The following is a 14955-nucleotide window of genomic DNA, read 5'->3' on the forward strand; positions in this document are numbered from 1 at the left end:
CATCTCCCCGGAATATTGTATACGATATGGCAAGCGGGTACGAAGTCAATCGAACTGCGAAGAATAAAGGGCAAGCGATGCGACCTGTGGCTTATTATCTCGCAGGCGCCGTGCTGGCGAGCGGCGCGCTGCTCCATGCTGCTCCCGCCATGCCGGTGCAAGGGACCGATGGCGCGCTGACGCTCACGCTCGATCCTGCCAGCCAGACGCTACGCACGCTGTCGCCGCGCGCCGAGCCGGGCTTCGATTTCGTGCCGAGCGGACGCGCCACCGCCCGCAGCGGCGATGGCTTCAACCAGATCGGCGACCTCCACCTCCGCGTTCGCAGCACCGATGGTACGTGGCGCGACTTCTCCTCCGCGCAGCATCGTATGCCGGTGCTCGCGCTCGCAACCACCGGCAACGTCATCGCGCGCGCCGATATCACCGCGACGATGGGCGAGGGTTTCCCGCTCACCGTCGAACGGACATGGCTGCGCGACAAGGGCACACCGGTACTGCGCTTCACGCTCACCAACCGCGGCACCACTCCGGTCGAGGTCGGCGCGCTCGGGATGCCGATGGTGTTCGACAACATCATCACCGACCGCTCGCTCGAACAGGCGCATGCACAGGCGAGCTTCGTCGATCCCTATATCGGCAACGACGCCGGCTATCTCCAGGTCACGCGCCTCAACGGCAAGGGGCCGGCGCTGCTCGTGCTGCCGGACGGCCGCACCCCGCTCGAACAATATCGCATCCTTGATGACGCCCGGCGCAAGACCGCCTCGCCGGCCTTCACGGATCGCACCCCGCGCCAGCAGACCTTCGAAGGCTTTTACGACTGGATGGTCGCGAGCAGCGCGATGGCCGACAAGGGACAGCCGTGGAACCCCGCCACCGGCTTCACGCTCGCGCCGGGCGAGCACCGCACCTTCGGCGTGCGGCTAGTCGCCGCGCCGTCGATCCGCGCGATCGAAGCAACGCTGCAAGCCGAGCGTCGCCCGGTGGCGATCGGCATCCCCGGCTATGTCGTCCCCAACGACAGCCCCGCCGACCTGTTCGTCCGCGCCGCGCAAGCCGTGCGCGACATCAAGGTCTCTCCCGCCGACGCCCTCACGCTGACGAAGGTGCCGGGGCCGCAGGGCTGGAACCGCTGGCGTATCACCGGCACCGGCTGGGGTCGCGCGCGCGTCGCGATCACCTATGCCGACGGCAGCGTGCAGAGCGTCCATTACTACGCCACCAAGCCGCTCGCGCAGGTCGCCGCCGACCTCGGCCGGTTCAGCACCACGAAGCAATGGTTCGACGACGCCGCCGACCCGTTCAAGCGCGCGCCCTCGATCCTCACCTATGACCGCGAAGCAAACCGCATCGTCACGCAGGATCAGCGCGTGTGGATCGCGGGGATGAGCGACGAGGGCGGCGGCGGCGCATGGGTCGCCGCGACGATCAAGCAACTCGACCATCCCGATGCCGGCGAGATCGCCAGGCTGGAGCGGATGGTCGACGAAACCGTGCTCGGCAAGTTGCAGGTGGACGGCGGCGGGGTGAAGAAGAGCCTCTTCTACTACGACCCCAAGACCTTCGGCTCCTATTACGACAAAGGCATCGACTGGTCGACCTGGGCGTCCTGGGACAGGAAGCAGGCCGACGATCTCGGCCGCTCGTACAATTACCCGCATGTCGCGATCGGCCATTGGGTGCTCTACCGGCTCGCGCGGCACCACGCCGGGCTGGTCAGGCGCCACGACTGGCGCTTCTATCTCGACCATGCCTATCTCACGACCGTCGCGATGATGCGCGACGCGCCGCATTATGCGCAATTCGGGCAGATGGAGGGCGAGGTCTTCCTCGAAATCCTCGCCGACCTGAAGCGCGAAGGGCTGACCACACAAGGGAACGAAGTCGAGCGGCTGATGAAGGCGCGCGCCGACCATTGGCGCACGCTCGCCTATCCGTTCGGCAGCGAGATGGCGTGGGATTCGACCGGCCAGCCCGAAGTCTATGCCTGGATGCGTTACTTCGACCATCCGAAGGAAGCGGCGGTCACGCGCGAGGTGATCCTCGGCTACGATCCGACGATCCCGCATTGGGGCTATAACGGCAACGCGCGCCGCTACTGGGACTTCCTGTACGGCGGCAAGGTCAAGCGGATCGAGCGGCAGATCCACCATTACGGCTCCGCGCTCAACGCGGTGCCGCTGTTCGACGCCTATCGTCGCGATCCCGCCGACCTCCATTTGCTGCGCGTCGCTTATGGCGGGTTCATGGGCGGGATCACCAACGTCGACCGCGACGGGTTCGCCTCGGCGGCGTTCCACTCCGAACCGGACATGATGCGCTGGGACGCCTACACCGGCGACTATGGCATGGGCTATTTCGGCCACGCCTATGCCGCTGCGACCTATCTGGTGAAGGACCCGACGCTCGGCTGGCTCGGCTTCGGCGGCACGGTGCGCAAGGACGGTGCGGCAATCGAGATCGTCCCGCACGACGGCGCACGCACGCGACTGTTCGTCGCGCCGGCCGGGCAGTGGATCACGCTGGCAGCAGGCACGATCGCCAAGGCGCGCTGGCTGCCGGCGACGCGTCGTATCGAACTGACACTCGACCCGGCGACCGCGACGACGCCCGCGGCGCATCTGGCGGTCGAGTCACCGACTGGCGGCGCGGCGTATGCGAGCGACAAGGGCACCCCGGAACGCGGCTTCACGACGATCCCGCTGTCGCCGACCACGACGACCGTGACCCTGACGCCCCGATAACCGCCGTCGCCCCGGACTTGATCCAAGATCCCGCTTCTTCTTTCACCGTCACAAAAAGCGGGATCTTGGATCAAGTACGGGGCGACGACACAAAACTCCGTCATCCCCGCGAAGGCGGGGATCCAGAACCTCTGACCTCCGCGGCTCAAGCGTAAACCTGCGCGTCTGGATTCCCGCCTCCGCGGGAATGACGAAGAAAAGGCATCCTACCGATGCCCATCAAAGCAGCGCCCCTACCGCGCCCCACCCAGCGCGCGCAGGAAGAAGTCATACTCCCGCCGCTGCCCATAAGCGACCGGCCCGGTCGACCGCCCGACCGTATGTTCGCCATTCGGCACCACCAGCAGCTCGAAGTCCTTGTCCGCGCGCACCAGCGCATCGACCACCTGCATCGTCGAGGCCGGATCGACGTTCAGAATCCTGCTCGCCGACCACCAGCAGCAGCTTGCCCTGCAACCGGGCGGCATGGACCACCCCCGACGCCGCCAGATAGCTCGCGTCGACCGGCCAGCCGAGCCATTGTTCGTTCCAGTCGATCTTGTCCATGCGGTTGTCGAAACACCCCGCGAACGCCACCCCGGCCTTGTAGAAGTCCGGGTGGAACAACAACGCGTTGAGCGTGCTCTGCCCGCCCGCCGACCCGCCATAGATGCCGACCCGTGACAGATCGACCGACGTATCCTTCGCCGCCAGCGCCTTCATCCACGCGATGCGATCGGGAAAGCCGCTGTCGGCGAGGTTCTTCCACGCGATGTCGTGAAACGCCTTTGAGCGGTTCGCCGTCCCCATCCCGTCGATCATCACGACGATGAAGCCGAGGTCGGCGATCTGCTGCATCCCCATTGCCTTGTCGCCGCCCGAAAAGGCGCCGAACGGCCAGTAGCCCTTCGGCACGAAGCTGTCGTGCGGCCCGGCGTAGATGTTCTCGATCACCGCATAACGCTTGGTCGGATCGTAATCGCGCGGCCGCACCACCAGCCCATAGATGTCGGTCGTGCCGTCGCGACCCTTGGCGACGAACGGTTCGGGCGGACGATAGCCGGCGGCGGTCAGCGCGCGCACGTCGCCACGCTCCAGCGTCGCCAGCACCTTGCCGCTCATCGCATCACGCACGTCCGCCACTTCCGCCACATCGGTGCGCGAATGCACGTCGACGAACGTCCGCCCGTCGGGCGCGAAGCTCGCCTCGTGCGTCTCGTCGCCATCGGTCAGCCGCGTCAGGTTGCGCCCGTCGAAATCCACGCGGAACCAGTGTTTGTGGTACGGGTCCTCACCCGGCGTCATGCCGCTTGCCGAGAACCAGATCCGTCGCTGATCGTCATCGACGCGCGCGATATCGCGCACCACCCATGAACCGCGCGTGATCTGCCGCTTCACCCGACCGGTCGCCGCATCGATCAGATAAAGGTGCCGCCACCCGTCGCGCTCCGACGCCCAGATCAGCTCGCGTCCCAGATCGCCGACGTCATGCGCATAGCGCCGCTCGTCGAAGATGAAGGTCTTCGCATCCTCGCGCACCGCCTCATGCGCCTCTCCGGTCGCGGCATCGACCGCGATCACCGAAGCGTGCTGAAATCCACGCCGCATATAGTCGAACGCAAAGCTGCGCCCGTCCTTGCGCCAGCCGATCGCGCCGAGCTGCCACGGGTTCGGGAACAAGGCGTCCGACACCTCTACGCGCTGCCCGGTCGCCGCCTCGAAGATCACCGGCCGCTCCTGATCGATCGCGTCGCCGGGCTTGGGATAGAGTTGCTCGGCCAGCTCCGGCTGCACCCGCCCCTTGGGCGAGGAGATAACGCGCGTCACGATCCGGCGATAACCGGGCCGCACGCGATAGAGCGCCAGCCACTTCCCATCGGGTGACCAGGCGATCGTCTCGGGATCGTAGAAGTCGCCGGGGCTGCCATCCTGGCTGCGCCACGCCTCCGCGCCGCCGCCGACGCCACGCAGCACGAGATTGTCGTCGATCACCAGCGCCTCGCGCGCGCCATCGGGCGAGCGATGCGGCGCGTTGCGCGCCGGCACCTTCAGGTCACGCACCACGCCGAAGCCGCGCGGCCGCCGCCCCTCACCCTCGACCCGCGCGCACGCATAATCGGTCAACGTGCAGCGCCACGGCGCATAGTCGATCGCGAACTCGATCTCGCGCCGCTCGCCCGTGAAGGCGAAATGATCGAACGGCAGGCGGCGCGGATCGACCGCCTGCCCCAGCGCGCTGCCGAGCCCCTTCGCCACCGCCGCCGCATCGAATGGCACCGCCTTGGCGTGTGTCGCGGCATCGACATCGACGAAGGCGAACCCGCCCTCGACGGTCTTGCGATAATGGAAGTGCCGTCCATCCGCGTCCCATTCCGCCGGGAAGGCGATGTCGCGCGTCAACCATTGCCATTGATCGCGCAACGCGATCGAGCGCGCGACGCGCTGATCGGTCTGCGCGATCGCCGGGGTGGCAAGCAACGCGATCGCGAGCAACGCACGCCTCACTGCGCCGCGCCCAACGTATAGGTCCATTCGATTGGCTGGAGCGGCACACGATATTTCATGTGCGGCCGCCCATCCAGGCTCCAACCTGTGTCGCCCCCCACGCCGCTCTGCGCCGCGTCGATCAGCAGCGTGCCGTCGCCATGCGCACGAATGTCGCTGCTATGCGCCTTGGCGGCCGGCTTCTCCATCAGATCGGCGTACGGGAACGGCAGCGCGTTGATCGCCAATGGTCGATCGCCGCTGACCCGCACCCCCGCCCCGTCCGCGCCGGTCAGGTCGAACCAGCGCACGTCCTGCTTGGTCCCCGATTCCTGCGGTCGCGCATAATCATGGTATTGCTCGGCCAGCGTCCCGCGCCACTCGCCGATCAGCGCCGCGGTCTTGCGATCGGCATAATTCTCCCACGGCCCGCGCCCATACCAGTGCAACCGGTCGAGCGTCGGCGTCATGTGGAATTGCACCCCGACGCGCGGCGGATCGGGCAGGTCGTCGCGGATCGGCACGAAGCGCACCGCCGCGCGCGCCTGTCCCTTGCTGTCCATCGTCCAGCGCGTCGTGACCTTCACCGATCCCACGCCCATGTCGTGCGTCACGACGATCGCGTCACCGTCGACCGCCAGTGCGTCGAGCCGGCGGTTGTTGCTGAACTGCTCCCACACCTTGTGCGTCTTGGTCACGCCGGTGCCGACGTCATTGTCGGTCGGCGCGCGCCAGAAGTCCGGCGCGCCACCGGTCAGCAGTGTCGCCCCGCCGCGCGCATAGCGCCGCACCAGCCCGGTCGCCTTGTCGATCTCCAGCACCGCATCGCCCGCCGCCAACCGCCACGCATCACCGCCATCGCCATCGCCATCGCTCGGCGCGACGCTGCCGACCGGCGCGGCAAGCGCGCGCGGCGGCGACAGCGCGAATTGCTCATAGCCGACGACATGCCCCGCCTCGACCAGCGGGATCGCGCCCTTGGTCGCGCGCGCGCGCAGCACCAGCATCCGCTCCGCGCCGGCGTCGCGCGCCGCCGGCAGTGCCAGCGACAGCGGCGCACGCGCGCCCGGCGTGACCTGCGGCATCGCCACCGACCCGCGCGCCACCTCGCGCCCATCCTCCAGCACCGCATAGTCGAGCGTGAAGCGCGACAGGTCGATATGGTCGTGACGGTTCACCACCGCATAGCCCGCGCCGTCGCGCGCGAACTGGATCGGCGCATAGACCTTGGTCAGCTCGTAATACTCCGGATCGGGCGTCCGGTCGGACTGGATCACGCCATCCCCGACCGGGCTATCGTCGCCATACGGCACGAAGTCGCGTCCCTGCGCCCAATAGTCGCGCCCGTCCGCATCCTTCCGGATGATCGTCTGATCCACCCAGTCCCACACGAAGCCGCCCTGCAGCTTCTTGTGCGCGTGGATGACGTCCCAATAATCCTGGAAGTTGCCCAGGCTATTACCCATCGCATGCGCATATTCGCACAGGATCAGCGGCTGGGTGAACTCGGGTCGTTCGGCATAATCGACCAGTTTCTCGATATCGTCGTACATCGGCGCGAAGATATCGACATAGGCGTTGGTCGGGTGCCGCCACCCGCTCATGCTATGGCCGAGGAAGTTGATCAGCCGCGTATTATCCCGCGCCTTCACCCATTTCGCTGCCGCCTCGAAACTGGTGCCGACGCCGGTCTCGTTGCCCAACGACCAGAAGATGATCGACGGATGGTTCTTGTCACGCTCCACCATCCGCTCGACGCGATCGAGATGCGCCGCCTTCCACTCGGGCTTGTAGCCGAGCAGCGTATGTTCGGGATCGCCGTTCTGCTGCGCCGCCGACAAGTAACCGTGGCTCTCGATATTGGCCTCGTCCATGACATACAGCCCGATCTCGTCGGCGAGGTCGTCGATGCGCGGATCGTTGGGGTAGTGCGACAGGCGCAACGCGTTGATGTTGGCGGCCTTCATCAATTCCAGGTCGCGCCGCAGCGTCGCGTCGGAGACGATGCGGAAGGTATGCGGATCGTGCTCGTGGCGGTTGACCCCGCGGATCGTGATGCGCCGCCCGTTGACGCGCACCTCGCCGTCCTCGATCGCGACGGTGCGGAACCCGATCTTCCGCGCGGTCGCCTCGACCACCTTGCCCTTGGCGTCGAGCAACTCGACCAGCAACGTATAGAGTTCGGGCGTCTCCGCGCTCCACGCGCGCACCGCCGGAATACTCCCATCGAGCCGAACAATGCGCCCGGCATCGGGCGTACCCTCGCGCTGCAGCAGCACCCGCCCGCGATCCATGACGGTCGCACGCACCCGTACCGGCGCCACGCCGCCGCCGACCGCGACGTTCAGTGCCAGCGTACCGTCACGATATCGATTGGCGAGCCCCGCGCGAATATCGAGGTCGCGCAGGTGCGTCGCGGGCGCGGCATAGAGCGTCACGCTGCGCTCGATCCCGTTCACCCGCCAAAAGTCCTGATCTTCCAGATAGCTGCCATCGGCATAGCGATACAAATCGATCGCCACCGTGTTGCGCCCCGGGTGCATCGCCCTGGTCACGTCGAACTCGGCGGGAAGCTTGGAATCCTCCGAATAGCCGACGCGTTCGCCGTTCACGAACAGATAGTAAGCCGCCCCCGCCGCGCCGACCGTCAGCAACAGCCGCCGTCCCGCGAAATGCGCGGGCACCACCACCTCGCGCCGGTACGAGCCGACCTCGTTCAGCTTGTGGTCGATCCACGGCTGGTTGCGCGGAAAGGGATAGCCCGAACCGATGAACACCGGGGTCCCCTGCCCCTCGGCCTGGAGGATGCCAGGCACCGCCACCTTGGCCCAGCTGCTCACGTCATAGTCGGGCTTCTCGAAACCGACCGGCCGCGCCTCGGGATCGGGCGAGTGGTGGAACGACCATTGCCCGTCGAGCGACAGGTGATAGCGCGACCGCGCCGGCGCGTCGCGCAACGCCGCGGCCTTGCTCTCGAAGCCGGCGAAGGTCGCGTGCATCGGCTCGGCCCCGACGCGGATCACCTCGGGCCGCTCCCATTCGGCGGGGGTCGGTGTCGGGGTTTGCGCCGTCGCCTGCGCGATCGCCAGCGTTGACACCAGCACGGCAAGTGCGACCCGACCCGTCATCTCATTCTCCCACGACGACGGCCGACGCGCATGCGCCGGCCGCCTTCTCCATCACCTTCTTCAGAACTCGGCCGACAGACCGACGAAGAACGTGCGCCCGGCGACGTCGTACACGCCGGGATAGGTGTTGCCATTACCGAAGGACGACAAAACGCCCTGGGCGATCGCAGGCGGGTCACGATCCAACAGGTTGTTGACGCCGATCCGGAACGTCAGGTTCGTCGCCACCGTCGCGGTCGCCGCAAGGTCGAAGTAATTCGCCACGGGCAGACGCGAGTTGATGATGTATTTGTCACCGGTCAGCGACGGATCGGAGGTGTTGTACGACAGCTTCGTCGCGCCGATGTACCGCCAGTTGAGCGATACCGAACTCTTCTGATCGCTCGACACCCACGTGAAGCGGGCCTGGTGGCGCCACTCCGGCGACGGCTGCCCGCACGAGCCGCCGAACAGCCCCTTGCAATCATAGGTCGGGAAGCCCGGAAGCGACTGGGTCGTCAATTCGCGCAGCCATGTGCCGAGCATATCGACGCTGAACCTTCCGACGCGGGTCGGCACCGCATAGCTGGCGCCGATGTCGAGGCCGCTCGTGCCCAGCTCGCCGGTGTTCAGGTTGGTCGCCGTCACATAGCCGAGCGTATTCGCATCCGCCCCGAACAGCACGCCGTTGCGCGGATTGCGTTGGAACAGCGAACAGAAGAACGGATCGGCGGTCGCGAAACACTGACTGATCGTCAGCGGCACCGGGATCGTGCCGATATAGTCCTTCACCTTGATGTTGAAATAATCGACCGACAGCGTCAGCCGCGGCATGAAGGTCGGCGTCAACACCACGCCCGCGGTATAGGTATCGGCCTCCTCCGGCTTCAACGCTGGATTGCCGCCGAACAATCCGTTGCAGGTCTCGCTGGGACATTCGATGATCCGGCCGTACTGCGCTTGCGTCACACCCGTCAGGGCGCATTGCGCGAACGTCGCGGTCGGCGTCGCGCCCGAGCAGGGATCCTGCGCGGTGATGTTGCCCGGCGCGCGCGGGTCGAACAATTCGCGGATGTTCGGCGCGCGGATCGCGCGATTATACCCACCGCGCAGTCGCAGATCGCGCGACGGCGCCCAGGCGATCTCACCCTTGTACGTCGACACCCCCTTATCGTTGGTGCTGTACTTGGAATAACGATAGCCGCCCGTCAGCGACAATTCCTCCAGGAACGGCCGGTTCTCGACGATCGGCACGCGCACTTCGGTGAACACCTCGGTGACGTCGAACTTGCCCGAGACTTCCTGCGTCCCCTTCGCCTGCGCCAGCGCGTCGGCGTTGAACTCATAGCTCTCGCGGCGATGCTCGACACCGATGACCGCGCCGATCCCCGTATCCGCCCATGGCAATTTGGCGCCGAACGCGCCGCCGTCGAAGGTAAAGGTGCCGGACAGCACCGTTTCCTTGCTGATGCTGTCGGTGCTCGTCGGCGAATAGATGTAGCTCAACGCTTCCGCGCTTGGCCCGCCATATTGGAAGACGTTCAGCGGCACGCACGTGGGATCGGTTCCGTCGATGACGGACAGGCAGGTCGGCGTGCCGTTGCGGTTGACGACCTTCAGCGCCTTGTTCGCCTTCGCCGGGTCGATGTCGTTGCGATAGGTCTCGTTGAACAGCACCGTCGAGAACAACGCATTCGCATCATAGCGAATGCCCGGCGCGATCTCGCCGCGGACGCCACCGCTGACGCGATAATCGGTGTGGCGCAGATCATCCCGACGCGGCTGCGCCGGTGCGGCCACCGGACGATAGCCGATATAGGTGTCCTGCGTCGCGCTGGTGCCATAGGCACTTCCGCACAGCAACTGGCCCTGCTGCGCGCTCATCAACGGATTGTCGCAGTTGATCGAGTAATTATAGCCCTGGAACAGCGCGGACGGCGCGACCTGCGAATTGGTATGGTCGTCCATGAACATGAAGCTGCCGTAGATTTCGGCAGCCGGCGTCACTTCATATCTGGCAAACGCGCCCGCGGTATAGCGCGTGTCGTTGCGCTGGAAGTAGTTCGACGGAGCGTAATTGTAGCGGAAGCTGTTATCGTACGGCACCCACGTCTTCTGCCCGTCCCGCGTATTGTTATAGCCGGTCGGGGACACGCCATCGCGCAGTGGCGTGAAGCGTCCGAATTCGTTGTTCGACGAGCCGCCACAGACAAGATCGCTGCGGTCGCCGTTCGGATCGAGCGCGCAGGCCGATACGTCGCGGTTATACTGGAGGATCGGCTTGACGTCGCGATACCCGAAATAGGCGGTCACGTTGCCGCGATTGTCGGCAAAGTTCGTGCCCATCGCGATATTGGCGTCGAAACGCTGCCCGTCGACGGGCGAGTCCGGCGCGCGGCTGAACCCGGCGGCCGTCAAACGCTGCCGATAACCGGCATTGTCGTTGTGATGCGCGGAAAACCCATATTGCACATCGGTCTTCACGCCGTTCAGATCGTCACGCAGCACGAAGTTGATGACGCCCGACACCGCGTCCGACCCATAGACCGCCGAAGCACCACCGGTGACGACGTCGACGCGCTTGACCATGAACGCCGGGACGAAGTTCAGATCGGTCGCCTGTACCGGCAACAATCGCTGCCCGTTCAGGAGCACGAGATTGCGGTTGCTGCCCAGATTGCGGAGGTTGACCTGCGATGTCCCGTCCGACCCATTGGAGACGTTCTCGTTCGCATCGGCTGTGACCTGCGGCAGGCGGTTGAGCACGCTCTCGATATTCGTCGCGCCCTGCAGCCGGATCTCGCCAGCGTCGACGGTCGTGATCGGGCTGTTGCTCATCACCCCCGGTTGCGCGAGCCGCGTACCGGTCACGACGACCCCCTCGCCTTCCGCCTCGGTCGACGTCGACGCTTGATCGCCTGTCGTCACCTGTGCCGCCGCTGGCATCGCCACGCCGAGCGCCAGTGCGCCAAGCGCGGCCGACGCGAGCCACTTCGTTGCTCCAACCATGGTTAACCCCCTTCTTTTCATCTGTTTGATCGACCGACCATACATCGAAGAAGGCGTACATCAAATATATTATACGAAAGAATGTCTAAAAAATGTATGCGCCTGTTATTTTATTGCGCACTCTTGCTTTGCCAAATGGCCATTTTGGTCGTGACGCTTGATCGAACCTCACGCTCCTTCGAGGTTACCACCCCCACGAAACTCGCGGCGCAGGTCGAGCACCGTCTGCTCGATATGCGCATGCATTCGCTCGCGCACGGCGTGCGTGTCGCGCAGCAACCAGCTTTCGAGCAGATGCGCATGTTCGTCGTTGGCGCGCTGGTCGCGTCCCAGTGGCTCCAGATGCTTGCGCACATAGCGCTCGCCCATCACGTGCAGACGCTCCAGCATCGTCGTCGTGATCGACTGACGCGACGGGCGCAGCAGCGCGAGATGGAAGGCACGATTGAACGCCCCCACGCCGTCACCATGCGCGTTCGTCGCCTCGTCGAGTTGCGCCAGCAACTGCACCGCCACGTCGCGTTCCTGCTGAGTCGCGTTCGCGGCGGCCTGCGCGGCGACCTCCGGCTCCAGCTTGAGCCGCAGCGCATAGACTTCCTCGGCCTCCGCGATCGTCAGTTCGCGCACGAAATACCCGCGGTTCGCACGCGATCGGACCAATCCCTCCTGCTCCAGCCGCGTCAGCGCCTCGCGTAGCGGGATCTTGCTGACCCCCAGTTCGGCGGCGAGCGCGTCCTGCCGGATCGCACGATCGGCTTCGACCTGCCCGGTCAGGATGCGGTCCCGAACCAGGTCGACGAGCTGCTCGGAGAGATTGCGAACGATAATGCCGGTCATCTAAAAGCCCCAACCGGCGACGATATACCGGTAAATCATCTAACCCGCGCGTCACGTACCGCGCAATGGCCGCGGCGGCACCGCACCGAAACGGATCGGATGACCAGCCGCCGGCTACCCGAACCGCGCCAGGTCGAATGGCGCCAGGTCATAGGCCGGCGTCTCGTCGTGGAGCAGCGCCGCCAGCGCCTCGCCGCTCGTCGCCGACAGCGTGAGGCCGAGATGCTGATGCCCGAACGCATATGCCACCGCGCTGCGCCGCCCGATCGCGGGTAGATAATCGGGCAGCGTCGGCCGCGCCCCCATCCACGGCGCGAGCGGCTCCTGCAAAGGCAGGCCGAGCGCAGCGACATGCGCGCGCAACCGCGCCCATTTGCGCGGATCGGCCGGTGTCTCGACCGCCGCGAACTCGACGATGCTCGCCGCCCGCAACCGCCCGGCGAAGCGCGTGACGATCATCGAACGATCCTCGAACACCACCGGCGGCTGGTCGGCGGGCCAGTCGCCCGGATCGCCCTCGATATGATAGCCGCGCTCGGCGATCAGCGGCGCGCGCAGCCCCAGCGGCGCGACGAGCGAGGCGGAGGCAGCCCCCGCCGCGACCACCACGACATCGGCTTCTGCCTGGCTGCCATCCTCAAGCGTCACCGTCGCGCTATGACCCGCGGTGGCGATCGACCGCGCCCGGCCATGAACGCGCACGCCGCCCCCGTCAACGAAGCGCGCCGTCAACGCGTCACCCAGCGCGCCGGTATCGGTGATCTGTCCGCTCCCCTCGAAGCGCACCGCCCCTGCGATCGTCGCCGTGGTCAAGCGCGCGAGTTGCGCCAGTTCTTCGGGCGTCGCGTCACGCACCGTCGCGGTGCCGGTGTCCGCGACCAGCCACGCCGCGCGCCCGCGCGCCGCGCTGTCGGCGGTCTCCCACACGACGAAATGCCCGTCGACGCGCAACAGCGCCGCCGCAGCCGCATCGGCCAGCACGCGCTGCCACGCCGGGATCGCGGTGGCGAGCATTGCCGACAGCGCGGCCTTGCCACGCGCGAACCGCGCGGGCGTGCTGGCGCGCAGCAATCGGATCGTAAACGGCAGCCAATGCCGGATCGCACGCGGCGGCAGCGCCAACGCGCCGCCGCGCGAGAACAGCCGCCTGGGAACGCTCTTCACCGTCGCTAGCGATGCCAGCGGCTCGACCTGTTCGACCGCGATATGCCCGGCATTGCCCCAGGAGGCGCCGCGCCACGGCGCATCGGGGGCGACGATCGTCACCTGCGTGCCGCGCCGCTGGAGCGCGAGCGCGACGTTGAGCGCCACCACGCCATTGCCGATGACGATCGCCGAGCGGATCATCCCTGCGCCCGCACCAGACTGCGCGCACGGCCATAGGCGAGATAGAAGACCAGGCCGAGCACGTTCCACAATGCGAACCGCGTCAGCGTGTGCGTCGGCAGGCTCACCAACAGGTAGATGCAGCCGAGGATCGCCAGCGTCCCCACCACCATCGGCGCCGGACAGCGGAACACGCGCTTGAGTTCCGGCGCGCGCTTGCGCAGCACCATCATGCACGCCGCCACCGCGATGAACGCCAGCAACGTCCCCGCATTCGCCAGCTCGGCGATCTCATCGAGCCGGAAGAAGCCCGCCACCGCCGCGACGAACACGCCCGTCACCATCGTCACCAGCGCGGGCGATCCCGTCCGGGCCGACACGCGGCTCAGGCTGCGCGGCAGCAGTCCGTCGCGCGACATCACGAAGAAGATGCGGCTCTGCCCGTACATCATGACGAGGATCACCGAGGGCAGCGCGATCAGCGCCGCCAGTCCGATCGCCCAAGCCGCGAACGGGTGCTGGAGCGTGCGCAAGACGTACGCGAGCGGCTCGGCCGACTTGCCGAGGTCGATGTAGCTCACCGCTCCGATCGCTGCGACCGCGACGCCCATATAGATCAGGGTGCACGCCGCCATCGATCCGATGATCCCGATCGTCAGGTCGCGTCCCGGGTTGCGCGCCTCTTCCGCGGAAGTCGCGACCGCATCGAAGCCGTAGAAGGCGAAGAAGACGATCGCCGCCGCCGCCATTACCCCGCGCGTCGCGCCATTCTCGACATGGCTGCCGAATCCGTACGGCATGAACGGCTCGAAATTGCCGCCGTTGAACGCGGGCAGCGCGACGACGACGAACACGCCCAGCGCGACCATCTTGATCGCGACCAGCACGATGTTGAACGTCGCGCTCTCCTTCGTCCCGGCGACCAGCATCCCCGCGATCCCCAGCGCGACCAGCACCGCCGGAAGATTGACGATCCCGCCGCCATGCGGTCCCGACAGCAGCATCGCGGGCATATTTACGCCCGCACTCTGCAACCAGCCGACCAGATAGGCGGACCAGCCGACCGCGACGGTCGAACAGGCAAGCGAATATTCGAGGATCAAACTCCACCCGACGATCCAGGCGATGCTCTCGCCGATCACGGAATAGGTATAGGTATAGGCACTTCCCGCGGTCGGGATCAGCGTCGCCATCTCGGCATAGGCCAGCGCCGCGCACGCGCACACCGCCCCCGCGATCGCAAATGACAGGATAACCGCCGGCCCCGCCCGCTCCGCACCGACACCGGTCAGCGTATAGATGCCCGTTCCGACGATCGCGCCGATCCCCAGCGCGATCAAATGCGGCCAGCTCAGCGTCTTTCGCAGCTTGCGATCCGGATCGGCTTCGTTCGCGTTCAGGGGCTTAAGCGGCCCCAGTAATCCTCGTGCCAAGCGCCGCTCCCTTTTTTGATGAAATCCGTTTGC

General features: G+C 66.3%; 7 protein-coding genes and 1 pseudogene. 1 reads left to right on the top strand and 7 read right to left on the bottom strand.

Annotated elements, in window-relative coordinates:
* Positions 1-77: 77 nt before the first annotated feature.
* A complete protein-coding gene (locus QP166_RS10035; RefSeq protein ID WP_333915789.1) occupies positions 78-2747 on the top strand; it encodes a DUF5695 domain-containing protein in 2670 nt (889 codons plus the stop codon).
* Between the two features lie 233 nt (positions 2748-2980).
* Here QP166_RS10035 and QP166_RS10040 read toward each other — a convergent pair whose 3' ends face one another.
* The 7 genes and pseudogenes from QP166_RS10040 to QP166_RS10070 all read right to left on the bottom strand — a co-directional run bounded on the left by QP166_RS10040 (position 2981) and on the right by QP166_RS10070 (position 14922).
* The gene (locus tag QP166_RS10040) at positions 2981-3214 is read right to left on the bottom strand and encodes a prolyl oligopeptidase family serine peptidase (protein WP_333915790.1); all 234 of its coding nucleotides are present in this window, start codon (positions 3212-3214) and stop codon (positions 2981-2983) included.
* Between the two features lie 7 nt (positions 3215-3221).
* Positions 3222-5258 (bottom strand): annotated as a pseudogene (locus QP166_RS10045) (DPP IV N-terminal domain-containing protein); the annotation flags it as partial.
* On the bottom strand, positions 5228-8338 hold the full coding sequence (locus QP166_RS10050) for a glycoside hydrolase family 2 TIM barrel-domain containing protein (protein WP_333915791.1): 3111 nt from the start codon (positions 8336-8338) through the stop codon (positions 5228-5230). The pseudogene QP166_RS10045 and the gene QP166_RS10050, both read right to left, overlap by 31 nt.
* Positions 8339-8398: 60 nt before the next feature.
* On the bottom strand, positions 8399-11326 hold the full coding sequence (locus tag QP166_RS10055; protein WP_333915792.1) for a TonB-dependent receptor domain-containing protein: 2928 nt from the start codon (positions 11324-11326) through the stop codon (positions 8399-8401).
* 168 nt (positions 11327-11494) lie between these two features.
* Positions 11495-12163 (bottom strand): GntR family transcriptional regulator, encoded by a 669-nt coding sequence (locus tag QP166_RS10060; RefSeq protein WP_333915793.1) that lies wholly within the window; start codon positions 12161-12163, stop codon positions 11495-11497.
* 114 nt (positions 12164-12277) lie between these two features.
* Entirely contained in the window at positions 12278-13510 is a 1233-nt protein-coding gene (locus QP166_RS10065; RefSeq protein WP_333915794.1) for an NAD(P)/FAD-dependent oxidoreductase, read from the bottom strand.
* Positions 13507-14922: an amino acid permease gene (locus tag QP166_RS10070; protein WP_333915795.1), complete on the bottom strand. Its 1416-nt coding sequence runs from the start codon at positions 14920-14922 to the stop codon at positions 13507-13509. The genes QP166_RS10065 and QP166_RS10070 overlap by 4 nt, the downstream gene beginning before the upstream one ends.
* Positions 14923-14955 lie beyond the last annotated feature (33 nt).

Source organism: Sphingomonas sp. LR60 (genome assembly GCF_036855935.1).
Taxonomy (GTDB): domain Bacteria; phylum Pseudomonadota; class Alphaproteobacteria; order Sphingomonadales; family Sphingomonadaceae; genus Sphingomonas.

Bases quoted from the DNA above. Each gene is read 5' to 3' on its own strand.
- QP166_RS10035 (WP_333915789.1), top strand. From the start codon at position 78: ATGCGACCTGTGGCTTATTATCTCGCAGGCGCCGTGCTGGCGAGCGGC.
- QP166_RS10040 (WP_333915790.1), bottom strand. From the start codon at position 3,214: ATGCCGCCCGGTTGCAGGGCAAGCTGCTGCTGGTGGTCGGCGAGCAGG.
- QP166_RS10050 (WP_333915791.1), bottom strand. From the start codon at position 8,338: ATGACGGGTCGGGTCGCACTTGCCGTGCTGGTGTCAACGCTGGCGATC.
- QP166_RS10055 (WP_333915792.1), bottom strand. From the start codon at position 11,326: ATGGTTGGAGCAACGAAGTGGCTCGCGTCGGCCGCGCTTGGCGCACTG.
- QP166_RS10060 (WP_333915793.1), bottom strand. From the start codon at position 12,163: ATGACCGGCATTATCGTTCGCAATCTCTCCGAGCAGCTCGTCGACCTG.
- QP166_RS10065 (WP_333915794.1), bottom strand. From the start codon at position 13,510: ATGATCCGCTCGGCGATCGTCATCGGCAATGGCGTGGTGGCGCTCAAC.